26 protein-coding genes and 1 tRNA gene are annotated in these 21,807 nt (G+C 65.2%); 9 read left to right on the top strand and 18 right to left on the bottom strand.

Features of this window, described 5'->3' with window-relative positions; genetic code table 11:
* Positions 1-6: 6 nt before the first annotated feature.
* The 6 genes from GPA25_RS01355 (at position 7) to GPA25_RS01380 (ending at position 5,459) form a co-directional block, all read left to right on the top strand.
* On the top strand, positions 7-414 hold the full coding sequence (locus tag GPA25_RS01355; RefSeq protein ID WP_169258556.1) for a hypothetical protein: 408 nt from the start codon (positions 7-9) through the stop codon (positions 412-414).
* Between the two features lie 40 nt (positions 415-454).
* Positions 455-1,480, top strand: a complete 1,026-nt coding sequence (locus GPA25_RS01360) for a 4Fe-4S binding protein (protein WP_169258710.1) — start codon at positions 455-457, stop codon at positions 1,478-1,480.
* Between the two features lie 4 nt (positions 1,481-1,484).
* Complete coding sequence (locus GPA25_RS01365; protein WP_169258557.1) at positions 1,485-3,350, top strand: nitric oxide reductase activation protein NorD; 1,866 nt, start codon at positions 1,485-1,487, stop codon at positions 3,348-3,350.
* Between the two features lie 4 nt (positions 3,351-3,354).
* Positions 3,355-4,104, top strand: a complete 750-nt coding sequence (locus tag GPA25_RS01370) for a Crp/Fnr family transcriptional regulator (protein WP_169258558.1) — start codon at positions 3,355-3,357, stop codon at positions 4,102-4,104.
* Between the two features lie 108 nt (positions 4,105-4,212).
* Complete coding sequence (locus tag GPA25_RS01375) at positions 4,213-5,373, top strand: HD-GYP domain-containing protein (protein WP_169258559.1); 1,161 nt, start codon at positions 4,213-4,215, stop codon at positions 5,371-5,373.
* Between the two features lie 10 nt (positions 5,374-5,383).
* Positions 5,384-5,459: transfer RNA gene (locus GPA25_RS01380), tRNA-Thr, on the top strand.
* A 131-nt stretch (positions 5,460-5,590) separates the two neighbouring features.
* Here GPA25_RS01380 and GPA25_RS01385 read toward each other — a convergent pair.
* Positions 5,591-6,157, bottom strand: a complete 567-nt coding sequence (locus tag GPA25_RS01385; protein ID WP_169258560.1) for an endonuclease dU — start codon at positions 6,155-6,157, stop codon at positions 5,591-5,593.
* A 51-nt stretch (positions 6,158-6,208) separates the two neighbouring features.
* Here GPA25_RS01385 and GPA25_RS01390 point away from each other — a divergent pair, with 51 nt between their 5' ends.
* Positions 6,209-6,463 (top strand): DUF504 domain-containing protein, encoded by a 255-nt coding sequence (locus GPA25_RS01390; RefSeq protein WP_169258561.1) that lies wholly within the window; start codon positions 6,209-6,211, stop codon positions 6,461-6,463.
* 216 nt (positions 6,464-6,679) lie between these two features.
* On the opposite strand, the gene GPA25_RS01395 is transcribed toward GPA25_RS01390, so the two are convergent.
* From GPA25_RS01395 to GPA25_RS01475, 17 genes are all read right to left on the bottom strand, one after another.
* Positions 6,680-7,396 (bottom strand): NAD(P)H-dependent oxidoreductase, encoded by a 717-nt coding sequence (locus tag GPA25_RS01395; protein WP_169258562.1) that lies wholly within the window; start codon positions 7,394-7,396, stop codon positions 6,680-6,682.
* A gap of 37 nt (positions 7,397-7,433) precedes the next feature.
* Positions 7,434-7,763, bottom strand: a complete 330-nt coding sequence (locus GPA25_RS01400; RefSeq protein ID WP_169258563.1) for a 2Fe-2S iron-sulfur cluster-binding protein — start codon at positions 7,761-7,763, stop codon at positions 7,434-7,436.
* Positions 7,760-8,185, bottom strand: a complete 426-nt coding sequence (locus GPA25_RS01405; RefSeq protein ID WP_169258564.1) for a tautomerase family protein — start codon at positions 8,183-8,185, stop codon at positions 7,760-7,762. The genes GPA25_RS01400 and GPA25_RS01405 overlap by 4 nt, the downstream gene beginning before the upstream one ends.
* A gap of 18 nt (positions 8,186-8,203) precedes the next feature.
* On the bottom strand, positions 8,204-8,968 hold the full coding sequence (locus GPA25_RS01410) for an SDR family NAD(P)-dependent oxidoreductase (RefSeq protein ID WP_169258565.1): 765 nt from the start codon (positions 8,966-8,968) through the stop codon (positions 8,204-8,206).
* Between the two features lie 9 nt (positions 8,969-8,977).
* Complete coding sequence (dmpG, locus tag GPA25_RS01415; protein ID WP_169258711.1) at positions 8,978-10,042, bottom strand: 4-hydroxy-2-oxovalerate aldolase; 1,065 nt, start codon at positions 10,040-10,042, stop codon at positions 8,978-8,980.
* Entirely contained in the window at positions 10,042-10,956 is a 915-nt protein-coding gene (locus GPA25_RS01420) for an acetaldehyde dehydrogenase (acetylating) (RefSeq protein ID WP_169258566.1), read from the bottom strand. Before GPA25_RS01420 ends, dmpG begins: the two co-directional genes overlap by 1 nt.
* Positions 10,953-11,180, bottom strand: a complete 228-nt coding sequence (locus tag GPA25_RS01425; protein ID WP_169258567.1) for a tautomerase family protein — start codon at positions 11,178-11,180, stop codon at positions 10,953-10,955. The genes GPA25_RS01420 and GPA25_RS01425 overlap by 4 nt, the downstream gene beginning before the upstream one ends.
* A gap of 44 nt (positions 11,181-11,224) precedes the next feature.
* A complete protein-coding gene (gene dmpH / locus GPA25_RS01430) occupies positions 11,225-12,043 on the bottom strand; it encodes a 2-oxo-3-hexenedioate decarboxylase (RefSeq protein WP_169258568.1) in 819 nt (272 codons plus the stop codon).
* Positions 12,040-12,918 (bottom strand): 2-oxopent-4-enoate hydratase, encoded by an 879-nt coding sequence (dmpE, locus tag GPA25_RS01435; RefSeq protein WP_169258569.1) that lies wholly within the window; start codon positions 12,916-12,918, stop codon positions 12,040-12,042. Before dmpE ends, dmpH begins: the two co-directional genes overlap by 4 nt.
* 7 nt (positions 12,919-12,925) lie before the next feature.
* Positions 12,926-14,386: a 2-hydroxymuconic semialdehyde dehydrogenase gene (locus tag GPA25_RS01440; RefSeq protein ID WP_169258570.1), complete on the bottom strand. Its 1,461-nt coding sequence runs from the start codon at positions 14,384-14,386 to the stop codon at positions 12,926-12,928.
* 224 nt (positions 14,387-14,610) lie between these two features.
* The gene (locus GPA25_RS01445; RefSeq protein WP_169258571.1) at positions 14,611-15,672 is read right to left on the bottom strand and encodes an NADH:ubiquinone reductase (Na(+)-transporting) subunit F; all 1,062 of its coding nucleotides are present in this window, start codon (positions 15,670-15,672) and stop codon (positions 14,611-14,613) included.
* A 10-nt stretch (positions 15,673-15,682) separates the two neighbouring features.
* Positions 15,683-16,039 (bottom strand): phenol hydroxylase subunit P4, encoded by a 357-nt coding sequence (locus GPA25_RS01450; protein ID WP_169258572.1) that lies wholly within the window; start codon positions 16,037-16,039, stop codon positions 15,683-15,685.
* A gap of 69 nt (positions 16,040-16,108) precedes the next feature.
* Positions 16,109-17,626, bottom strand: coding sequence for an aromatic/alkene/methane monooxygenase hydroxylase/oxygenase subunit alpha (locus GPA25_RS01455; protein ID WP_169258573.1), 1,518 nt, complete (start codon positions 17,624-17,626; stop codon positions 16,109-16,111).
* A 22-nt stretch (positions 17,627-17,648) separates the two neighbouring features.
* Positions 17,649-17,918, bottom strand: coding sequence for an MmoB/DmpM family protein (locus GPA25_RS01460; protein ID WP_169258574.1), 270 nt, complete (start codon positions 17,916-17,918; stop codon positions 17,649-17,651).
* Between the two features lie 10 nt (positions 17,919-17,928).
* Positions 17,929-18,921: an aromatic/alkene monooxygenase hydroxylase subunit beta gene (locus GPA25_RS01465; RefSeq protein ID WP_169258575.1), complete on the bottom strand. Its 993-nt coding sequence runs from the start codon at positions 18,919-18,921 to the stop codon at positions 17,929-17,931.
* Between the two features lie 46 nt (positions 18,922-18,967).
* Positions 18,968-19,261, bottom strand: a complete 294-nt coding sequence (locus tag GPA25_RS01470) for a phenol hydroxylase subunit (protein ID WP_169258576.1) — start codon at positions 19,259-19,261, stop codon at positions 18,968-18,970.
* A gap of 14 nt (positions 19,262-19,275) precedes the next feature.
* Positions 19,276-20,208 (bottom strand): catechol 2,3-dioxygenase, encoded by a 933-nt coding sequence (locus GPA25_RS01475; protein WP_169258577.1) that lies wholly within the window; start codon positions 20,206-20,208, stop codon positions 19,276-19,278.
* Between the two features lie 400 nt (positions 20,209-20,608).
* On the opposite strand from GPA25_RS01475, the gene GPA25_RS01480 reads away from it, so the two are divergent.
* Both GPA25_RS01480 and map read left to right on the top strand, forming a co-directional pair.
* A complete protein-coding gene (locus GPA25_RS01480) occupies positions 20,609-20,842 on the top strand; it encodes a TA system antitoxin ParD family protein (RefSeq protein WP_169258578.1) in 234 nt (77 codons plus the stop codon).
* On the top strand, positions 20,842-21,669 hold the full coding sequence (gene map, locus GPA25_RS01485; protein WP_169258579.1) for a type I methionyl aminopeptidase: 828 nt from the start codon (positions 20,842-20,844) through the stop codon (positions 21,667-21,669). Before GPA25_RS01480 ends, map begins: the two co-directional genes overlap by 1 nt.
* Positions 21,670-21,807 lie beyond the last annotated feature (138 nt).

Here is a 21,807-nt window from a genome sequence, read left to right on the forward strand (position 1 = left end):
TGCACGATGCCCGTCGAGGAACACAATCTGCTGAAGGAGAACATGCCCGGCCCGCCACTCGCGGTCGCCGCGCAATCGCTGTTTCTCGTGAATCTGATGATCGCGCCGGGCATCGCCTTTCTCATCCTCGTCGCGCTGTGGTGGCATTACCGCGACAGCGCGCCGCTACTGGCACGCAACCACCTGCGCCAGACCGTCGCCGCGAGCCTGTGGGGCGGCGGCCTGCTGGTGGGGGTCAGCGTGGTCATTTTTCTGCTTGGCGGATTCGACAACCCGTGGTCGTGGGTGGTCGGCGTGATCTATTTCGTCAGTTTCCACGCGATGATGATTCTGTTCGGGGTAATCGGCCTGAATCGCGCAATGCTCGATCGTCCCTACCGCTTCCCGGTGATCGGGCCGAAACTTCTGGACTGAACCGATGAACGGACCGCTCCCCCCGTCGCTGATCTCGATGATGCCACCCGATTCGGCAAACGCCGCCGCGACGGGCAAACCTGCCCGCCGGGTCATCCCGATCGCAACGGCGAAACCGGCCGGCCACAACCGCACGCAGAAAAAACGCATCGCATTCCAGACCGCGTTCTTCACGCTGTTCATTCTCGCGCCGGTCTTCGACCTGTTCCGCTATGACCTGAACGCCGGGCACGCGTGGCTGCTCGGGATGGAGTGGCGGTTGGGGCTGGACGATTTCATCGCCGGCCGCATCGGCGCACTGGAAGCGGGGTCGAACGTGATGTTCCGGCTGTTCGCGCCAATCCTCGTCGGCGCGGGCGCGTTCCTGTGGGTGTCGTGGAAATGGGGCCGTCTCTACTGCGGCTGGCTGTGCCCGCATTTCTCGGTCGTGGAGACGATCAACAAGCTGATGCAAAAGGCCTCCGGGAAACCGAGCGTATGGGTGAAGGAGCCGCTGCCGCCGTGGAAGGCCGACGGTACGCCGTGGCGACCGGACGCACGCTGGTGGGCTGTCGTCGTGCCGGCGGCGGTGTTCTTCGCGTTCCTGTGGGCGATCGTGTTCCTGAGCTACTTGCTGCCGCCCGCCGAGGTCTACGGCAATCTCTTCGGCGGCGAGTTCACGCGCAACCAGACGATCTTCCTGTCAGCTGCAACCACCGCGCTGACGATGGAATTCCTGTTCGCGCGTCACCTGTTCTGCCGCTACGCGTGTGCGGTCGGCCTGTTCCAGAGCCTTGCATGGATGGGCAATCGCAATGCGATGGTTGTCGGTTTCCAGCGCAAGCGTGCGGCTGACTGTGCGACCTGTCTGCCGGATCGCCAGTCGGCCTGCGACGCGGTCTGCCCGATGCGGCTCACGCCGCGCAACATCAAACGCCTGATGTTCACCTGCACGCAGTGCGCGCAGTGCGTCGAGGCCTGCGAACAAAGCCAGCGCGACAATCCGCAAGGCCCGCTGTTGCAGTGGGTGAGCGCCGAGGCAGCACGTCAGAATGAGGCCGGCTTCCGCTCCGGCAAGGAGCGCTAGAACCATGGAAGAAGTCGTCGGCAAACTCTGGCATCGCTGGGTCACCCGCACTGCAATCGGCAATCACCCGGAGGCGGTGGTCAAGCTCAAGGAGATCGAGCGCACTGCCGGGGTATTTTTCCGGGCGCTCGGCGGCGATTCCGGACTGCGCGTCGCCGCGGCGACCAATGACGAACACGGCGCACGCCGCAGCCTGCTGGCACGCATCGCCGGCGCCGGCGACCGTGCTGCGCGGGCGCGCATGGACCCGTCCACCTTGCGCCTGCCGCCGGAAATCGACCTGTTCCCCGAACGCTCGCTCAACCGCGATCTCTACCTGTGGCTCGCCGCCCTTGCCGCGGCCCACGACGGCATCGAAGCCGAGGGCTGCGACGAAGCCGCAAAAACCTTCCGCACCAATCAGTTTGCCACCTGCGCCGCGCTGCATGCCTGGCCGGGGCTGGAGCCGCGCTACCGGCGCCTGGTTGCCGCATACCTGCCGACGCGTCCGCAGCCGGAAAAACTGCCGGCCGCCGAAGCCGAGCGCGAACGTGCCATCCGTCGTGCGCTCGAAGCACCGGGGACGGTATTCACCCTGCCCGCCGTTCCCGAGGGCACGCCGCCCGCCCATCCGGTGATGCTGTGGCTCACCGGCTCGCTCTGCTCCGCGGGCAGCGCAACGCGCCGCAGCGGCGCCGACCCCGAACAGACCGCCGACGGCGGACCGCCCGCGTTCGAGGAAACCGAACGCCGTGCGCACCGCGCCGAACAAGTCGACATGCCGCAGGAAAAGAATGGCCTGCTGCTGATGTTCCGTGCGGAAAGTCTGCTCGCAGTCGCGGAGTTCCTGCGCATCAACCGCCCCACCGACGACGACCCGGACCCCAACGCCGCCGACGCAGCGCGCGACCTCGACCACCTGTCGCTGACCCAGGACAATGAGCGCGTCGCCTCCAAGGTGCGTTTCGACCTCGACCTGCCCTCGGCGGCCGAAGATGACGTCGTGCTCGGCCCCGGCATACCCCTGCCCGAGTGGGACTATCGCAAGGGCATCCTGCTCGAAGACCACGTGCGGCTGGCGGAACTTGCCGCGCGCGACGCACCCGCCTGCCCGCTGCCGGAAAACCTGCGCCGTACCGCGCGCCGCCTGCACCAGCAGTTCGCCGCCTTGCAACCGGGGCGTCGCTGGATCAAGGCGCAGGCGGACGGCAGCGAACTGGACCTCGACGCCGTCGTCCGCGCACAAACCGACCGCGCCGTCGGCCGCCATCCTTCTGACCAGCTTTACCTGTCGCTGGAGAAGCGCGAACGCGATCTGGCCTGCATGGTGCTCGCCGATCTGTCGCTGTCGACCGACAGCTGGGTCTCCAGCGAAGCGCGCGTCATCGACGTGATCCGCGACACCCTGTTGCTCTTCGGCGAGGCGCTCGGCGCGACCGGTGACCGCTTCGCGCTCGCCGGCTTCTCGTCCGTCAAGCGCAGCCAGGTGCGCTTCCACCGCCTCAAGGATTTCGGCGACCGCTTCGACGACCGTATCCGTGGCCGCATCGTCGCAATCAAACCGGGCTACTACACGCGCCTGGGCGCTGCGATCCGCCGCGCGAGCCAGCTGCTCGCGGCCGAACAGGCCAGCCGGCGCATCCTGCTGATCCTCTCCGACGGCAAGCCGAACGACCTCGATCTCTACGAAGGGCGCTACGGCATCGAAGACACCCGCGTCGCAGTCGGCGAAGCGCGCAAGCAGGGTCTCGTCCCGTTCTGCGTGACGATCGACCGTGAAGGCGCGGGCTACCTGCCCCATCTGTTCGGCCCGGCCGGCTTCGCGGTGATCCGCAAGCCCGAAGAACTCCCCGCGCGGCTCCCGATGTTCTACGCCCAACTGACGCGGTGATGACATGCCGGCCATCGAATGCCTTGAAACGCCCCCCGCAGCCGCAACACCGAAGCCCGAAGCCGAACGGCTGTGCAAGCTCCTCGCCCACATCCCGCTGCTCGACGGCTTCGACCCCGCCGAACTGGTGCGTTTCGCCCGCGGGGTGCGTGAGCAGAATGTCGACAAGGGCACCGTCCTGTTCCACCGCGGCGACCCCTGCCATGGCTTTCACCTGGTGCTGTCCGGCCAGATCAAGCTCGCCTTCACCTCGTCCGAAGGACAGGAGAAAGTCATCGAGATCATCCGTCCCGGCCAGAGTTTCGGCGAGGCCGTGATGTTCATGGAAAAGCCCTACGTCGTGATGGCGCAGGCGCTTACCGACTGCAAATTGCTGCATATCGCCAAGAACGTGGTGTTCGAGGAAATGGACCGCGATCCCTCGTTCTGCCGCAGGATCATCGCCGGCCTGTCGCATCGCCTGCACCACCTGATTGCCGATGTCGAAACCTATTCGCTGCGATCGGGCCGCGAACGCATCGTCGGCTACCTGCTGCGCGAAGAAGAGATCAGCGGCGAACCCGGCGCCCGCGGCCGTGTCTCGGTGCGCCTGCCCACCAGCAAGGGCACCATCGCGTCGCGACTCAACCTCACGCAGGAACACTTCTCGCGCATCCTGCACGAGCTTGCCGAAGCCGGGCTGATCGGCGTCGAAGGCCGCACCATCCACATCCTCGATATCGAAAAACTGCGTACCGCGCAGATGCAGTACTGACCCCGCGCCGGGGCCGGTGTTGCGCCGGAGCAAACGCGCGCCGAAAAGGCTGGCGAGGCGTGCTGCCGTGCTGAATAATTCAAAAATATTTCAGCGAGCGCGACGACCATGAGCCTCAAAGACAGCTGGCAGGAATTCGCCGCATCCGCCGCCCGTCAGGCCAGCAATCTCCACATTGCGTCCGTCAACGACAAGGTCCGCGACCTGCACCAACGCATCCATCAGCGACACCCCGCAATTGCCCGCATTGCCGTCGCCCTGTACGACCCGGAGATGCGACGGCTCAAGACCTTCGTTGCCAGTAATGATCACGTCACAACGCCGCTGGCCGGCTATGAATGCACGATCGACGACGTCCCCTCGCTGCTGGCCATCGCCCGGAGCGGCGAAGCGCGCATCCTCAACGATCTCAGCACCATCGCGGGCAGCGACACCGTGCATTCGCGCTGGCTGCACCACGAAGGCTTCCTGTCCAGCCTCACCCTGCCGATCCGGCATAACGAACAGCTGCTCGGCTTCCTGTTTTTCGATTCGCGCGAACGCGACGTCTTTACTGACCAGGTCGTCGCCGATCTGCTGCTTTCCGGCCATCTCATCGGCATGATCGTCACCCAGGAACTCGCCTCCGTGCAGATGCTCGTCGGCGGCCTGCGACTCGCGAGCCAGTTCGCCCACGTACGCGACCTTGAAACCGGCGCCCACCTCGACCGCATGGCGCGTTATGCACGACTTATCGCCCGCGAAATCGGTCCCGCCCACGGCAAGACCGACGACTACGCGGAAAACATCTTCCTGTTCGCCGCGCTTCATGACATTGGCAAAGTCGGCGTTCCCGACCGCATCCTGCTGAAACCGGGAAAACTCGACGATGCGGAACGCACCGAGATGCGCCAGCATGTCGTCGTCGGACTCAGGATGGCCGATCGCCTGATCAGCGACTTCGGTCTCGACACCCTCGCCAACATCGGCATGCTGCGTAACATCGTCATCGCCCATCACGAGCGCATGGACGGCAGCGGCTACCCGCATGGACTGGCCGGCGACGCCATCCCGCTCGAGGCGCGCATCGTCGCCACCGCCGACGTCTTCGATGCACTCGCCTGCGCACGCAGCTATAAACCCGCCTGGACGCTTGCCAACGCCTTCGACGAAATCGAACGGATGAGCGGCGCACAACTCTATGCCCCAACGGTTAAGGCATTGCTGGACTGCAGGCCGGAAGTCGAAGCCATCTATCAACGCTTTCAGGATGGCAGTCATACGCTATAATCCGGCCCGCGCCGCTTTAGCTCAGTTGGTAGAGCAACCGCCTTGTAAGCGGTAGGTCATCTGTTCGAGTCAGATAAGCGGCACCAAATTCAGAGAAGGGCAGCCCCGGCGGGTTGCCCTTTTTGCATTTCCGGACATCGTGCGCCGATCGTGTCTCCGGCCGTGGTGCAAAAAAGTAGTCGGCAGGTCATCGGCGTGGCAAGACAGTCCGGCACGGTCACGCCCGGCCCCTACTCTCGCCGCGCGTCACCCCGCCCGCAATCAGGTGGGCGACGCGGAGCGGCTCCGGAACCAGGCTGTGCTGACGGAGTCCTTGAAGCAAGGACGTCGCGGCTGCGAGGGTAATGCCCGCGCGCTGCACGAATAGCGGGCCGATGGCTTCGACAGGTCCGGCCGCTTCGATCAGTCGCCACTTGCGTGCGCCGCCGCGGACGTGATCGAGAAGCGCCCGCCGGATCGCATCGAAGTCGGGAGGCTGGCGCAGCACGACGAGCACGGGCACACCGAGCGCCGCGTTCAGCGTCGACAGATCGACAACGTTGAAGCCCGCAAACGTGATGCCCTGCAGCAGCACGGCGTGGATTTGCGGGAAGAAGCGAGAACGCCGGACGATCTGTTCGAGAACGCGTGTCGCATTCGCGCCGTCGCGCCGCAGCTTGCCCGACAGCACGCCGTCAAGCCGGCCGCCGGCGAATACGGTACCGACGACGAGAACGTCACCACGATGCATGCGGTCGAACGGCGCGTCGTCGAACGCGACGACGTGACTTATCCGGTGAGGCATCGCGGCGACGGCGCCTGTTCCGCGCGCGAGATGAGGAGAGAGGATCCGGTCATGACGCCCCTGCATGAGTTGCTGAGCCGCATCCGCTGGGACGCAGAGTTCGGCGCCGCGCATTTCGTGCTCGGCTATTACGACCGCGTCGCACGTCGAATTGTTCGCGTCGACCTACGCGACCTGTCGGTCGATTTCGAAAACCATTCGATGCTCAACCTCCTTGATGAAGACGGCAATGCCCGGAGTATGCCGATGCACCGCGTCAAGGAGGTGTTCCGCAACGACCAGCTGATCTGGCGCCGCGAGCATTGAGTCGTGCACGCTTCCGGAAAACGCGGGCGGTCACGATTGGGACTAACGAGTCAATGCTTGGGGAATCCAAACGGAATGCGTTTGTACTGAGTCCGAAGGCCGACAGGGACTCGCTGATTTAGCGTGGTTCCCGGAGCGATCCATTCCGGATGAGCGAGGCATGGGCAGCCTCGCTCACCAAAGCAGCGGCACAAAGTCATGCCCGCCCCCGTTTTGTCAGAGCACCTGCGCTTCGCGCTTGGGCATCAGCCTGTCGTCGAAATCGTCCATGCTGGAAAACCTGAGGGGCTGCAGGCGTTCGACGGTGTTCAGCCGCTGGCGGTAATCGGCCAGGATCTGCGCCCTTCCCTCCGGACTGATGTAGGGAACGTGGTAGCCGACGAAGGGCGGCAGCAAGTCGAAGCCGCAGTACGCGAGCGTGCCCTGTAGCAGCGGGCGCAGCATGGATTCGATTTCTCCGTGGATCGCGTCCGGTCCGAACATATGCTCGCGCCCGCCGAGGGTGAAGGTGACCATCGCGCGCTTGCCGCGCATGCCGCCGCGGTCGTAGATGCGCTTGCCGCCGTAGAACACGCCCGAGATCATCACGCGATCGATCCAGCCCTTGAGGATCGCCGGTTCCGAGAACCAGTAGATCGGAAAGTTCAGGATCAGCAGGTCGCACCACCGAACCTTTTCGATCTCTTCGCGGATGTCATCGGCGATGGTGCCGGCCTCGTAGTTGTGGCGCTGTTCGAGCGCGTACACGAGGTAGTCCGGATTGGCCCGGCTGCCGAAATCCGCCCCGCTTGCCACCGGATTCCAGTTCATCGCATACAGGTCCGAGACTTTCACCTCGTGCCCGCCGCGTTCGAGCTCCGTGACGGCCGTGTCCTTCAACGCCGTGTTAAAGGACTGCGGCTCGTTATGGGCGTGGACGATCAGTACGTTCATCAGTGCGTTCTCCAATAGGGCGAAGGCCTTGCAGCGTTCAGTGTTCCCTGCGCGTATCGCTGGTGCCGCGACACACGCACTTTTGCATCTTGCCGATCACGCGCAGTGAGATGTCGCTGCGCGGATACACGCGACAGGCCAGCACGCGACCTTGCGCCTGTTCCACGACGCTCACGTGCTGCCTGCTCATCACCCGGGCCTCGAATTCGCCCGCAGTGACCTCGATCTTGCACACGCCGCAGCCGCCGCCGCAGCAGCCGGCCGGAATGCCCCGCCGGCCCAGGCGAACCATGCCCGCCAGCAGCGATTCCCCGTCGGCGCAGTCGTAGCGCTCGCCAGTATCCTCGATCGTGACGGCGAATTTCATGTCGCGTTCGCCGCTGCGGCGCGGGCGGCGACTTCCGCCTGCCGCCTCACGCTGCCGGGTTCGCCGCCGATGGACCAGTTTTCCGGCTGCACCGGGACGATGCCGCCGCGCACCAGTTCGCGCTCGACGCGCAACGTGTCGACGACGATGTCGGTGAAGCCCGCGAGGAGGCGGTGCCGCTCTTCGACGGGACGGCCTTCCATGACGATGAAGCTGAAGTACGGCGCCCTCCTCGCTTCCACGCTGACGGGCACGCCGGCAACGGCGACGAGGTCGGGGCGGTAAAGGTGAATGAAGGCGCGCACGCGATCGAGCGGGCAGCGCAGGACTTCGGCGAAGAAGTGGCTCGACTCGACCAGCAGGCGCTCGTGCTGCTCGGCACTGTACTGGCCCTCGACGAGGTGGAAGTGCAGGATCGGCATTGTCGATCTCCTGGTGATTCAGGGCAGACCGCGACGGCGGCCGGCGTCGAGCATCAGCGTGGAACCGGTCATCGCATCGGCTTCGGGCGCGAGGAGCAACCCTACCGCCCACGCGACCTGCGCGGGCGTGACCAGCGCGCCGAGCGACGATTCGGCACGCATCTCGTCGAGCACCGCGTCGACGGTCGTGCCCCGCAGCGTGGCCCGGTCTGCCGCGACACGATGCAGTCGCGCGGTGTCGGCCGGACCGGGCGCGATGGTGTGCGCGGTGACGCCCCGCGCGCCGTAGGCGAGGCTCAACTGGCGCATCGCATTGACCAGCGCCGCGTTGGCGACGCCCGCCGCTGCCGCATACGCGGTCGGCTCCAGCCCGTAATGCCCGGCGATGCCGACCAGACGCGATCCGGGCTGCAATTGCGCATCGACCGCGCGCACAAGGCGCAACATGCCGCCGACCTTGATGTTGACGGCGTCCGCGAGCGCCCCGGGCGGCGCCGTCAGGATGCCGCCGGCAACGGCGACACCCGGCCCGTGCACGACCATGCGTACGGGTTTCGTCGCCATCGCGGCGATCGCGTCGATCGCGGTGTCGCCTGCGATGTCGGCGACACAGGCGCGCACGCCGGGGTGACGCGCGGCGAGGTCGCGCAAGGCGTCCTCGCGTCGCGCGACGGCGACGACACCGAGGCCGGCATCGAGCAGCCGCGCGACGATCGCCCCGCCGAAGTCGCCGGTGGCACCGACGACGACGGCGAGCGCGTCACAACGATCGAAGGCTGTCATCGCCCGAACTCAGGCCGCCGCACCCTGCAGCAGGCCGCGCGCCTTCGCCATCGTCATCGCGGTGTCCTGGATCATGTCTTCCTGGCCGCCGATCATCTTCTGGCGGCCCAGCTCGACCAGGATGTCGCGCGCCGGCACGCCGAAGCGCTCGGCCGCCCGCTTCGCATGCAGCAGGAAGGTCGAATACACGCCCGCGTAGCCCAGGGTCAGCGATTCGCGGTCGACGCGGACGATGTGGTCCATCATCGGCACGATGACGTCCTCGGCGACATCCATCAGCTTGAAGAGATCGACGCCGGTGACGATGCCCATGCGCTCGCACACGGCCGCGAAGACTTCCAGCGGCGTGTTGCCGGCGCCGGCGCCCAGGCCCGCGACCGAACCGTCGATGCGGCTCGCGCCGGCTTCGATTGCGGCGATCGAGTTCGCAATGCCCATGCCGAGGTTGTGATGGCCGTGGAAGCCGATCTCGGTTTCCGGCTTCAGCACCTCCCGCAATGCACCGACGCGCGCCTTCACGTCATCGGGCAGCATGTAGCCGGCCGAGTCGGTGACGTAGATGGTCTGCGCGCCGTAGGACTCCATCAGCTTGCCCTGCTGCGCAATGCCGGCGGCGTCGTTGAGGTGCGACATCATCAGGAAGCCGGTCGTGTCCATGCCGAGCTTGCGCGCATAGGCGATGTGCTGCGGCGAGGTGTCGGCCTCGGTGCAGTGCGTCGCCACGTGCACGCTACGCGCGCCGGCGTCGTAGGCGGACTGCAGCTCCTTCATCGTGCCGAGGCCCGGAATCAGCAGCACCGACACCTTGGCCTGCTTCATCTTCGACGCGACCGCCGAAATGTATTCCTCGTTTGTGGCGAGCGCGAAGCCGTGCTGCAGCGAGTTGCCGCCGAGGCCCGCGCCGTGCGTGACCTGCACGTAGGGGATACCGGCGTCGTCGAGGGCGGTGGCGACCTTCACCATCTGCTCGACGCTGATCTGCTCACGCTTGGCGTGCATGCCGTCGCGCAGGCACATGTCGTGCAGGACGACCTTGCGCCCCTTGAGGCTGGAGGAAGTGTTGGACTGGCTCATCATGCGGTCTCCACGGCTTTCAACTGGATCTTTCCGGCGAGGATTTCCTCGGCGAACATCTCGGCGGTGCGCGTCGCGGCCGCGGTCATGATGTCGAGGTTGCCGGCGTATTTGGGCAGGTAGTCGCCGAGCCCGGCGACTTCGAGGAAGACGGACACCTTGTTGCCGTCGAAGATCGGGCCATTCACGAGCTTGTAGCCCGGCACGTACTTCTGCACTTCGCCGATCATCTGCAGGATCGACTCGGTGATGCGCGCGTGATCCGGTTCGTCGTCGGTCAGGCAGTAGATCGTGTTGCGCATGATCATCGGCGGCTCGGCCGGGTTGATGATCGCGAGCGCCTTGCCGCGGCGCGCGCCGCCCACGACCTTGATCGCGTTCGAGGTCGTAAAGGTGAACTCGTCGAGGTTCGCGCGCGTGCCGGGGCCGACCGACTTCGACGCGAGGCTCGCGACGATCTCGGCGTACTCGACGCTCTGGATGCGCGACACGGCGTTCACGATGGGGATCGTCGCCTGGCCCGCGCACGAGATCATGTTCACGTTCATCTCGAGCTTGTCGGCGTGCTGGCGCAGGTTCACCGGCGGCACGCACAGCGGGCCGATCGCGGCCGGCGTCAGGTCGATCATCATCACGCCGAGCTCGTTGAGCTTGCGGCTGTTCTCCGCATGCACGTACGCGCTGGTCGCGTCGAACGCGATCTGGATGTCGTCATCCAGCACGTGCGGCAGCAGGCCGTCGACGCCTTCCGCGGTGGTCTTCAGGCCCATCTCGCGGGCACGCGCCAGGCCTTCCGACGTCGGGTCGATGCCGACCATCCACACCGGCTCCAGCACCGGGCTGCGCTTGATCTTGTAGATCAGGTCGGTGCCGATGTTGCCGGACCCGATCAATGCGCACTTGATCTTCTTCATTGAGCTTGCTCCTGCAGTGCGGCGACGCGTTGCCGTTCGGCACGCTCCGCCAGGGTTTCGCCGGCAACGAAGAACTCTTCGTTGGCGTGTTCGGTAATCAGGATTCGCACGGCTTCGGACTTCACGCCGAGCGCGTGGATGACGGCTTCGGTTACGGCGGACGCGACCTTGCGCTTCTGCTCGGCCGTCCGCCCGTGCGAAAGGTGCATTTCGATGATTGGCATGGGTCTCTCTGTTTTATTGGAGTTGGGAGTGTTCAGGAGGGTGTTCAGACGAAGCGCATCGACACGCTGCCGAGTTCCTGGAAGCGCGCGATGACGCTGTCGCCCGGCTTCACGGGAATCGCCTCGGTGATGCCGCCGCTCATGACGAAGCTGCCGGCGGGCAGGTGTTCGCCCATGTCGGCGAGGATGTTCACCAGCATCGCGATCGCCTCCGCCGGGTGACCCAGCACGGCCGCCGAGGCGCCCATCGCGACCATCTCGCCGTTCTTTTCCATCACGACGCCGAGCGTGCGAAGATCGAGTTCCTCGACGTAACGCGCCCGGCCACCGCCGACAAAGCGTGCGGACGAGCCGTTGTCGGCGATCACGCTGGCGAGGTCGAACTTGAAGCCCGAAAAGCGCGAATCGATGATCTCGACGGCCGGCAGCACGTAGTCGGTCGCGTCGAGCACGTCCTCGCGGGTGCAGCCCGGGCCGTGCAGGTCTTTCTTCATCACGAACGCGACTTCGCACTCGACGCGCGGATGCACCAGATCGGCGGTGGAGATCGCGGAGTTCTCGGGCCGCGCCATGCGGTCGGTGAGGAAGCCGATCGACGGCACATTCACGCCCATCTGCTGCATCTTGGCCTTGGACGTCAGCCCGGCCTTCCAGCCGACGAGCCGGTGGCCCGCCGCGAGGTAGCGCCGGCGCAGTTCGGTCTGCACCGCGTAGCCGTCGGCGATCGTCATGGCCGGGTACTCGTCCGTGAGTTTGGGGATCGCGTAGGCGCGCGTCTGGGCGCCTTCGACGCGCTCGCTCAGGCGCACGATGTCCTCGCGCGACAGCGTCAATTCATTGCTTTGGATGGCTTCGCCGCTCATTGCACTACCCTCCTGTCGCTGCGCGACATCCTCCCCGGGGGAGGTAGAGCGCCCCCTTCGGGCGGCCGGGCGGGGGCGCTCACCGCGCTCCTTCCGGAAAATTTCACCCGGCAGCTGCCGAGGCCGCCGACCGTGCACACGAGTTCGTCGCCATCGACGACCGGCACGAGGGCCGACTGCGAGCCAGAGAGGATCACCTCGCCGGCCTTGAACGGAATGCCCAGTTCCCCGAGCGTATTGGCGAGCCACGCCACGGCATTGGCGGGCGAGCCCTGCACCGCGGCGCCGACACCGGTCGAATGCACTTCGCCGTTCTTCTCCAGCACCATGCCGGCGAGCGTGATGTCGAGCTTCCGCGGGTCGCCCTTGGTCTTGCCGAGGACATACACGCCGCAGGAGGCGTTGTCGGCGACGGTGTCCTGGATGCGGATCTTCCAGTCGTTGATGCGCGAATCGACGATCTCGAAGCACGGCACGACGTAGTCGGTCGCGCGGATCACGTCCATCGCGGTCACGCCCGGGCCCTTCAGGTCGTGCTTCAGCACGAACGCGAGTTCCGCCTCGGCCTTCGGCTGGATCAGCGTACCCAGATCGATGATGTCGCCTTCCTGGTACACCATGCCGGACGTGAGCTGGCCGAAGTCCGGCCGGAACACGCCGAGGAAATCCTGCACCGGCTTGCTCGTGACGCCGATCTTCTTGCCGACGATCCTCTCGCCCGCCTGCACGCGGCGCTCGATGAAGCGCAGCTGGATACGGTAGGCGTCGTCGAGGGTGATGTCCGGTTCGCGCTCGAGCAGCGGCGGCACCGTCTTGCGGGCGACAAAGCACTCGTAGAGTTCGTCGCCGTATTGCCTGATCTTTTCTTCGTTCATGACGTCCTCAGAGCTTCACGCAGATGTTTCGCGTTTCCGTATAGAACTCGAGCGAATGCACGCCGCCCTCGCGGCCGATGCCCGATTGCTTGGAACCGCCGAATGCGGTGCGCAGGTCGCGCAGGAACCAGCTGTTGATCCAGGTGATGCCGACCTCGACGCGGGCGGCGACGCGGTGCGCACGGGCGAGGTTGGTCGTCCAGATCGTCGTCGAGAGGCCGTAGTCCGTGTCGTTGGCCAGCGCGACGACTTCGTTCTCGCTGTCGAACGGCCGGATGTGGCAGCACGGCCCGAAGATCTCCTCGCGCACGACCGATGCGGTCTCCGGCAGGCCGGTCCAGATCGTCGGCTGCACCCACGCACCTTCGGCGAGTGCGCCCGGCATTTGCGGGACGCCGCCACCGGTCACGACCGTGGCGCCCTCCTCGACCGCCTTGCGGTAGTAGGAGAGAACCTTCTGGCGGTGCTCCTGGCTGATCAGCGGGCCGTAGTCGGCGTGGTGGTCGTCCGGGCGGCCGAACTTCACGCCTTCGGCCTTCTCCTTGAGCGCCTGCACGAAGCGCTCGAAGATCGGGCGCTCGACATACACGCGCTCGGTGCCGAGGCACACCTGGCCCGAGTTCAGGAACGCGGAGCGGAAGATGCCGTCGACCGCGGCATCGAAATCGGCGTCCGCGAACACGATGCCGGCGTTCTTGCCGCCGAGCTCGAAGGACACGTCGCGCATCCCCTCCGACGCCGCCTTCATGATCGCCGTGCCGGTGCGGGTTTCGCCGGTGAAGGTGATCGCATCGACTCCGGGATGACGGGTCAGGAACTCGCCCGCCGAATCCGGCCCGAAGCCATTCACGACGTTATAGACGCCCTTCGGCACGCCGACGGCATTCATCACCTCGCCCAGCAAGGTGGCGGTGTTCGGCGCTTCCTCCGACGGCTTCACGATGACCGTGTTGCCGCAGGCGAGCGCCGGACCGACCTTCCACGTCATCAGCAGGAAGGGTGCGTTCCACGGGCAGACGACCCCGATGACGCCCTTCGGCACGCGGATGCCGTAGTTCAGCGCGCCGCGTCCGTCCGGCGTCGCCATCTGGAAGGCTTCGGTCGGCACGTTCTTGACGACGTCGGCGAACACCTTGAAATTCGCCGCCCCGCGCGGGATGAAGACGTTCGTCATGACGTGGCGCGGCTGGCCGGTGTCGGCCATCTCGGCCTCGACGAAGTCCTCGAAGCGGCGCGTGATCTCGTTGGCGACGCCGTACAGCAGCTCGACACGCTGGTCCGTGGTCAGCCCGCCCCACTCGCCGTGAAGTGCGCTGCGCGCGGCCTTCACCGCGGCATCGACCTCGGCCTGGCCGGCCTCGGCGATCGACGCGATCACCCGGTTGTCGAGCGGCGAACGCTTGTCGAAGCGCTTGCCGCTCGCAGCGGCCACGAACTCGCCGCCGATGAAATTCTGAATCTGACGCATGGTCACCCTCACTCGTTGTAGCCGTTATTCCGCCCGCATCGTCTGCAACTTGCCGGGCATGGAAACCAGTCTAGGGAACGGCCAGCTATACCGTCCAATACTTTTATTCGCGCATTTCAATACCTCCAAGGTATTGATTTGCTCACATCTGTGTCCGCGTCGGGGCGAGCGGGAACGCCCGCCTCCGATCATCGGTCGCGAGCTTTTCCCTTGCCGCCGATCACTCAGATCGCCTTGAACAGCGGACTTCTCACCTGCTGCGCATCAGCCGCGGAGATGAACTTCTCCGTATAGATGTCGCGCTCGAAGAGCCGCCCCTGCATCAGCGTCGTGATGCACGCATCGATCATCAGCGGTGGCCCGCACAGGTAGGCCTTGTGACCGCGGAAGTCGTTGTCGAAGTGGTTCTTCGCCGCCTCGTGCACGAAACCGCGGAACCCCTGCCAGTCCGACCCTTCAGGTTCGTGCGAAAGCGCCGGCACGTAGCGGAAGTTCGGATGCTGCTCGGCCAGCGCGAGGAACTCCTTGTGGTAGTACAGCTCCTCTCGCGTGCGCTGGCCGTAGACCAGCGTGATCGGCAGCTCGAAGCCTTCCGCGAGCAGGTCGAGGATCATCGAACGCGGGCTCGAAAGCCCCGAGCCGCCCCCCATGAACACGACCGGCACCTGCGCCGACTTCTTCACGAAGAAACGGCCATACGGGCCCGCGATCTTCGCGCGGTCGCCGACGCGCAGCGTCTCGTGCACGTAGCGGGTGCCCTGCCCGCCCGGCACGATGCGGATGTTGAGTTCGATCTCGCCCGCGTCGGACGGCGCACTCGCGACCGAGAACGCCCGGCTGCCGATGCCGTCCGGCAGTTGCAGATTGATGTACTGCCCGGCCTGGAAGCGCATGCCTTCCGGATCATCGAGCTTGATCCACACGCCCTTGATCGTCGGCGTCAGCGTTTCGATGCGGGTCACGGTGCCGGCGAAGTCGCGCACCGGCAGGTTCTCGGCGTCCGGGTCTTCCTCGATCTCGGCTTCGATCACGAGGTCGCTCTGCGCCGTCGCGCAACACGCCAGCGTCTTCTGCTCGTCGCGCTCGAAGTCCATCAGCGCGAAGCTCGATGCCTCGCCGTGCTCGACCTCGCCGTCGACGACCTGCACCTTGCAGGTCGCGCACAAGCCGTGACAGCACGCATGCGGCAGGTAGATGCCCGCGCGCAGCGCGGCGTCGAGTATCGTCTGCCCTTCCTCGATCTCGATGGTCTGGCCGAGCGGTTCGATGGTCAGCTCATAGCTCATGGCAGACCCCTCAGGCAGCCGCCGACAGCGAAGCGAGGCCGGGCGTGCGCATGCGGATCTGGTCCTTGTGGCCGATGCCGTTGTCCACCAGGCTGCGATCGAAGTCCGGCGTCCACGGCTGATTCGACTTCAGCCACTCGACCTTGGTCCAGTCGATCGCTGCGGCGTCCGGGTCAGGCTGCACGAGCGCGCTGAGCGGCCCTTCGACCAGTTCGCGGAAGCTCGTCTGCGGCGGCAGGCACAGCAGGAACGGCGCTGCGAACAACAGGTGATGGTCCCAGCTCACGTACACGAGTTGCTTGCCGTTGAAGTTCTCGACGCGGTCGCGCGGCACGCCGACGTATTCCTTGATTGCGGTTACGGTCATCTTGTCTCTCCTTTCCTCTGGGGGCGGCTGCGCCGGGCGCAGCCGCGTCTCCCGCTGCTTTTGTCCGGCTTACAGGTTCGAGGTCGCCATCCCGCGCCACTGGTCGAAGTTGCGCTGATCGCGCGAACCTACGAAGTCGCCGTTATCCTCGCCGTCGCGCAGGCCCACCCAGTTCATCCAGGCGCCGATGTCGCCGTTGAGCTCCTGGAACAGCGACGGCATCGGCAGCCACGCCTGCACGTATTTCTCGGGCTCGTTGTCGAAGATGTGCTGGCAGCCGTCCGAGCAGAAGTGGTACTTCTCGCCCTTGTATTCGGTCTCGCGATGGCAGGACATCGTCGCGTCGTCCGGCTCGGTGAACACCACCGGCAGCTGGCAGGTCTGGCACAGCTTCGCCAGGCCGAAGTTCTTGAACGGCGTGCCGGCGGCGGCGAGCTTGCGGATGTGATCCCAGCGCGGGCGGTAGTACTTGTCGAAGGTCGTCGGGTACTTCGCCGACAGCCAGTCCATGTCCTCGTCGGACGGAATCCACGAGTGGAAGGACGTGCCGAAGCTCCACTGGTACAGCCCCAGCATGAACTGGTGCGACATGTGGTCGATGGCCTTCTCGGCGTCGTCCCAGCCCTTGGGCGGGCGGATGCCGTAGCGCGCCAGATCCTTGAACAGCGCGCCGCCGTTCTCGACGCCGTAGATCTCCCACGCCTCGCGCCACGACATCACGCGCTTGGGCAGCATGTAATCCATCATGGTCGAGACGAGGCCGAGCACACGGAAGCCGCGCCAGAACCACTTGTCGAGCCAGCCCTGCACGATCGGCAGGTTGTCCGGATCCTGCTCGAGCATGAACTTGATGCACTCGAGGCCCAGCGTCATGTGGCGCGCTTCGTCCGACTGCGCCGAGAAGCCGAAGGTCACCGTCGCCATGTCGCCGTTGTAGGCCGCGCCCGACATGAAGGGCACGAACAGCAGGTTGGTCAGCACGTACTCGAACGAGAAGCCGATCGCGATCATGAATTCGAACGGGCCGGCCGACATCGCGTCGTCGAAGAACGAACGTGCCACGGACGTATACCAGATGCGGTCGCGCGCATCGGCGAAGGCATGGAAGCCGTCGTAGTACTTGTTGTAGTTCGACAGCGCGTGGATCTGCGTCTGCGCGTGGCGGATCTCGTCGATCGCCTGCATCTGGCAGGCCACCTGCGTGCCGACACCCGGGAACTCGCGGCCGACGCGGGCGAAGCCCTTGTGCGCGGCATATTCGCCCGGGCTGATCGCCTGCAGGAAGATCTTCAGCGCCGACAGGTAGCGCGCATCGGTGATGTTCAGGTGGCCGTTGTTCTGCGCATGCGCGTCGATGATCGCGTAGAACTTGCGCTCCTTCTCGGCCTGGTACTTCCAGTACGAATCCATCGTCAGCCGGAACGGGTCTTCCCACTTGTCCCAGTCATGCACCTTGATCCCCTCGTAATTCACGTAGGGGAACACCTCGTCCTTGGCGCGGTAGGTCGGCTCCCAGCCGAGATCGCGCGTCATCAGCCGGTACTTCTCCTTCAGGCCGAGCTTCTTCTTCGCAACTTTCATATCCATGTCAGTCTCCTTATGGGTCCGATTACTCGGCCCAGCTCAGCGTGAGCGAGTCTTCGTCCTCGGTGACGTTGCCGCCGAGCGTGATCAGGTTGATGTGCAGTTCCTGGAGGTCGAACTCGCGGCCGATCTGCTCCTCGATCGTTTCCTTGCGGATCACCAGCCGGTTCGGCGCGTCGATCTTCACCATCGCGGGCTGGCGATTAACGACCGCCAGGGGGTTGTCGATCTCGATTGCCTCGATGATCGGGCGGGTTTCTTCGTTGGCCTGCAGGGCGATGAATACGGTGGACATACGGGGCCTCTCAGAGCGTGATGCCGGTTTTCTGGATGCGCGCGCGGAAGTCCGCGAGCTGCTCGCCGACGGCATCGTCGGCTTGTGCGCCGAGCGCGATTTCCACGACGGGCAGCAGCGCCGACGCGGCACGGGTGCTCCACGCGCGGATCCAGTCCTGCAGCACCGCGCGGTTGTTGTCGGACTCGGCTGCGGCGACCTTCAGCACGGCATCGACCCACTTCCTCGTCTCGTCGAACCAGTCGGTCATGAACTGCGTGAGCATCGCGACGGCCGAGCCGCCCTGCGCCGAGAGGGTGTCATCAACGATGCGGGCGTACACCAGCGGGTACAGCAGGCCATCGAGCGCGACGTTCTGCGCGACGAACGCCTCGAACGGGTCGCGCAGCACCAGCGTGTCCTCGACGTAGCGGCGCAGCGGCTGCCACGCGGAGCCTTCCAGCCATGCGGCCTTGGCGTCGTCCAGCGCCTCGGTGTCGCCCAGCAGCAGCCCGAGGCGCGACAGGTATTGCGCGATGCCGAGGTTGTCCATCGCGTGGTACATGCACGGCTGCGTGAAGATGGTGCTGTAGCCGTAGCCGCAGATCAGCGTGTTGTTCTGGTTTGCGCCCCAGGCGGCGTGACGCAGCGGCACCAGCAGCTTCAGCGCCGTCTCGCGCACCGCCGGCGGCAGCATGTCGGCGAGTCCGCGCGACTCGACGAACGAAAAGTTGGATTCGGTCGCGTCCTGCTGGCGGGCGCGCGCCAGCGTGTAGGTGCTGTAGTAGAACTGGCGCGGATCCTTCAGCGCGTACCAGTCCTGCATCACGATCTTGGTGATCTTGGCGTCGTAGAGCTCCTGGTCGGGATCCCAGGTCGGCTTGTAGTGCAGGTTCTCGGCGGCCTGGATGTCGTAGCTGCCTTCCTGGTAGCGCGACGCCGGCTTGTCGCCGAAGCGGCGGGCCAGGTGGTCGAAAGTCTGGCGCAGCGGCTGGATGCTCACCGTGCGGAGGTCGATCTGCATGTATGTCTCCTGAAGCGCGCTCCACGGCGGGAGCGCGGTTGTCCGTTTATCTGAAGCGGGTGCGGGTTGCGTCGGCGAGCCGCCAGTCCCAGTCGCTCGGCTCTTTCGAGTCGTCGGTCGAGGCGTCCGTCGAGTCGGCTTCGGCCACCGGGGGAAGGATCTCGACCGCGTTGCGTTCGCAGAACTCGGCGAAGGCCTCGCGGGGCAGGATCATTTCGACGGCGAGCTCGGGCTCGCCGACAGCGAAATCGAATTCGACGAAGCCGCTGGACCGTTCTCCGGTGACGCGCACGAAGCGGCGCGTGGTATCGAAGCCGGCGGGAGCCCTAAGGTCGCTCATCGCTCGCACTCCGCTCAGGTCACGACGGTGAGGAAGGTTTCGTGGAGCTTGCGCTGCGGGTAGTCGAGACCCTGGCCGAAGTTGTCGAAGGTCCAGGTCAGCGGCTCGGTGTTGTCCGGATAGGGCTGGTAGCCGCCCATGAAGGTCTCGAAGCGGTTGCCGGACGGATCCCACGCGTAGATCGTGCATCCCCGCGTAACGCCGTGACGGGTCGGGCCGATGTCCACCGCGACCTTGTTCATCGACATGATGTCGCCCGCGCGCAGCACCTGCTCCCACGTCTCCATCAGGAAGGAGCAGTGGTGCAGCTTGCCCTTCTCCGGATACTCGGCGAAAGCGATGTCATGCACCTTGTGCGAGCACGACAGCCAGATCGCCGCGTTGTTTTCGCCGTCCGGCGTCAGCACGCGCTCGACGAGGTAGAAGCCCAACACCTCGGTGAAGATCTTCTGCACCTCGGCCACGTTCGGACCGTACAGCAGCGCATGGTCGAGGCGCACCGGACCGATGCCGTGCTCGCGCTGGGGGCCCCACGGCGCCGGATTGACGACGCCCAGCCCGTTGCCGACGGCGGTCTTTTCCGCGTACAGCTCCATCACGTGACCCGACGGCAGCTCGAAGCGCACGCGCTCGCCCGTCGCCAGCATCTCACCCGCGGGGATGCGCTCGGTCTTCAGGCCGTACGCCTGCAGGTCGGCGTCGAGCTTGTCCAGCGTGGCCTTGTCGAGCACCTTGAAGGCGAAGAAGTCGAGGCCGGCACTATCGGCCTCGCGGATCACATAGCTGGCGTGATCGCGCTCGTCCCAGCATTTGAAATACACCCGACCCTGCACGTCACGGCCAGTCTCGACCAGCCCGAGCACGTCGCGGTAGAAACGTACGCTCTCTTCCAGATTCAGTACCCGAACCTGCGCGTGACCGGGGCGAAGTACACCTGTCATTGCCATGTCTCTTGTCTCCTTTATGGGTGGGACTCTGACTCGCCTGCCCTTGCGTCTCGGGGTCGTTTCTCGCCACTGGACGGGGGCTGACGTTTTCGTCACTTGGGGCGATCAATCAAACTCTTTTATGCCGCCCTCAGGCCTACTAATGCACCCGCCGTGCCATACGCCGTAAGTCGTTGTTTTTGTGGCGTTGGGTAAAATTTCGCACCAATTGGGTGAAATTCCCCACTGACACTTTTGTCCATCGACGGGTTTCGCCTTACAAAAGCGTCACGGTGCGGTGCACAAATTTTCATGACCGCGAATCACTTCACGCGTCCTGACCGGCGGGGAAAGGGTCTGGAGCCAGCCCCAGGCGGTGTTAATATACGGACCGTATACAAACCGTACATAGGGCAGCGTTGTGGGAATCGTCAAAATCTCTGAACAGATGCATGAAGCACTGCGGCATACCAGCGGGGCGCTGAGCCGGTCCATCAACGCCCAGGCCGAACATTGGCTTCGGGTCGGCATGCTCGCCGAACTGAATCCAAGCCTCAGCTACAGCCAGATCTGCCACCTGCTGATCCAGGATGAGGGCATTCAGGCCGCCATCGGCACCCCGGCTCCGGTTACCAGTTTGAGCAAGGTGGCCTGATGGGAAAGAAAGATCAGGTCGCGATCCGGTCACAGGCCGAGATCGCCATGGCCCGGCGTGCCGGCGGCTTGGCGGCCGATGTGCTCCACATGATTGCGGAACACGTCCGGCCGGGCGTGACGACAGACGAGCTGGACCGGCTCTGCCACGACTACATCGTCAACGTGCAGCAGGCGATTCCCGCCAACATCGGCTATCACGGTTACCCGAAGACGATTTGCGCCTCGGCCAACCACGTCGTCTGCCATGGCATCCCTTCCTCGAAGCGGCTGAACAGCGGAGACATCCTCAACATCGACGTCGCAGTGATCAAGGATGGCTGGTTCGGCGACAGTAGCCGCATGTACTTCGTCGGCAAGCCGGGCATCCTCGCGAAGCGACTCGTCCGCACGACCTACGAAGCGATGCGCGCCGGCATCCTGGCCGTCCGGCCCGGGGCGACACTCGGTGACGTCGGCTACGCCATCCAGACCGTAGCCCAGCGGGAAGGCTTCGGCGTCGTGCGCGAATATTGCGGCCATGGAATCGGCGACGTGTACCACGACGCGCCGCAGGTGCTTCACTACGGCCGCCCCGGGGCCGGGCTCACCCTCGAGCCGGGCATGGTCTTCACCATCGAGCCCATGATCAACGCGGGGCGACCGGAAACCAGGGAACTGCCCGATGGCTGGACCGTGGTCACCAAAGATCGTTCGCTGTCAGCTCAGTGGGAGCACATGGTGGTAGTGACCGAGGACGGATTCGAGATTCTTACCCCTTGGCCGGATGGTTACGGGGAATATCCACCTATCCAGGCAAGCAGCTCCCAGCCCGCGCTCGCGCTGTGAGCGGCCTCTAGCAGCAGAAGCAGTTCTTTGGCTTTGGGACATCCGAGCGTACCGAGTTCGGATGTCACCTGCGGGAACGGGCGCAGAGGCGAACTCCAGCGGCACGAACGCGGGCGATGACTTTTCCGGCGACGCCGG

It is taken from the genome of Aromatoleum diolicum (assembly GCF_012910955.1).
Lineage (GTDB): Bacteria > Pseudomonadota > Gammaproteobacteria > Burkholderiales > Rhodocyclaceae > Aromatoleum > Aromatoleum diolicum.

What these genes read in the sequence shown, in the direction of transcription:
- GPA25_RS01455 (WP_169258573.1), bottom strand. Translation starts at nt 17,626, where the DNA reads ATGGATATGAAAGTTGCGAAGAAGAAGCTCGGCCTGAAGGAGAAGTAC.
- GPA25_RS01445 (WP_169258571.1), bottom strand. Translation starts at nt 15,672, where the DNA reads ATGAGCTATGAGCTGACCATCGAACCGCTCGGCCAGACCATCGAGATC.
- map (WP_169258579.1), top strand. Translation starts at nt 20,842, where the DNA reads ATGGGAAAGAAAGATCAGGTCGCGATCCGGTCACAGGCCGAGATCGCC.
- GPA25_RS01460 (WP_169258574.1), bottom strand. Translation starts at nt 17,918, where the DNA reads ATGTCCACCGTATTCATCGCCCTGCAGGCCAACGAAGAAACCCGCCCG.
- GPA25_RS01400 (WP_169258563.1), bottom strand. Translation starts at nt 7,763, where the DNA reads ATGAAATTCGCCGTCACGATCGAGGATACTGGCGAGCGCTACGACTGC.
- GPA25_RS01395 (WP_169258562.1), bottom strand. Translation starts at nt 7,396, where the DNA reads ATGAACGTACTGATCGTCCACGCCCATAACGAGCCGCAGTCCTTTAAC.
- dmpH (WP_169258568.1), bottom strand. Translation starts at nt 12,043, where the DNA reads ATGAGCGGCGAAGCCATCCAAAGCAATGAATTGACGCTGTCGCGCGAG.
- GPA25_RS01410 (WP_169258565.1), bottom strand. Translation starts at nt 8,968, where the DNA reads ATGACAGCCTTCGATCGTTGTGACGCGCTCGCCGTCGTCGTCGGTGCC.
- GPA25_RS01370 (WP_169258558.1), top strand. Translation starts at nt 3,355, where the DNA reads ATGCCGGCCATCGAATGCCTTGAAACGCCCCCCGCAGCCGCAACACCG.
- GPA25_RS01420 (WP_169258566.1), bottom strand. Translation starts at nt 10,956, where the DNA reads ATGAAGAAGATCAAGTGCGCATTGATCGGGTCCGGCAACATCGGCACC.
- GPA25_RS01440 (WP_169258570.1), bottom strand. Translation starts at nt 14,386, where the DNA reads ATGCGTCAGATTCAGAATTTCATCGGCGGCGAGTTCGTGGCCGCTGCG.
- GPA25_RS01465 (WP_169258575.1), bottom strand. Translation starts at nt 18,921, where the DNA reads ATGCAGATCGACCTCCGCACGGTGAGCATCCAGCCGCTGCGCCAGACT.
- GPA25_RS01360 (WP_169258710.1), top strand. Translation starts at nt 455, where the DNA reads ATGCCACCCGATTCGGCAAACGCCGCCGCGACGGGCAAACCTGCCCGC.
- GPA25_RS01405 (WP_169258564.1), bottom strand. Translation starts at nt 8,185, where the DNA reads ATGCCGATCCTGCACTTCCACCTCGTCGAGGGCCAGTACAGTGCCGAG.
- GPA25_RS01425 (WP_169258567.1), bottom strand. Translation starts at nt 11,180, where the DNA reads ATGCCAATCATCGAAATGCACCTTTCGCACGGGCGGACGGCCGAGCAG.
- GPA25_RS01470 (WP_169258576.1), bottom strand. Translation starts at nt 19,261, where the DNA reads ATGAGCGACCTTAGGGCTCCCGCCGGCTTCGATACCACGCGCCGCTTC.
- GPA25_RS01385 (WP_169258560.1), bottom strand. Translation starts at nt 6,157, where the DNA reads ATGCCTCACCGGATAAGTCACGTCGTCGCGTTCGACGACGCGCCGTTC.
- dmpG (WP_169258711.1), bottom strand. Translation starts at nt 10,042, where the DNA reads ATGAGCCAGTCCAACACTTCCTCCAGCCTCAAGGGGCGCAAGGTCGTC.
- GPA25_RS01475 (WP_169258577.1), bottom strand. Translation starts at nt 20,208, where the DNA reads ATGGCAATGACAGGTGTACTTCGCCCCGGTCACGCGCAGGTTCGGGTA.
- dmpE (WP_169258569.1), bottom strand. Translation starts at nt 12,918, where the DNA reads ATGAACGAAGAAAAGATCAGGCAATACGGCGACGAACTCTACGAGTGC.
- GPA25_RS01355 (WP_169258556.1), top strand. Translation starts at nt 7, where the DNA reads ATGCCCGTCGAGGAACACAATCTGCTGAAGGAGAACATGCCCGGCCCG.
- GPA25_RS01390 (WP_169258561.1), top strand. Translation starts at nt 6,209, where the DNA reads ATGACGCCCCTGCATGAGTTGCTGAGCCGCATCCGCTGGGACGCAGAG.
- GPA25_RS01450 (WP_169258572.1), bottom strand. Translation starts at nt 16,039, where the DNA reads ATGACCGTAACCGCAATCAAGGAATACGTCGGCGTGCCGCGCGACCGC.
- GPA25_RS01375 (WP_169258559.1), top strand. Translation starts at nt 4,213, where the DNA reads ATGAGCCTCAAAGACAGCTGGCAGGAATTCGCCGCATCCGCCGCCCGT.
- GPA25_RS01365 (WP_169258557.1), top strand. Translation starts at nt 1,485, where the DNA reads ATGGAAGAAGTCGTCGGCAAACTCTGGCATCGCTGGGTCACCCGCACT.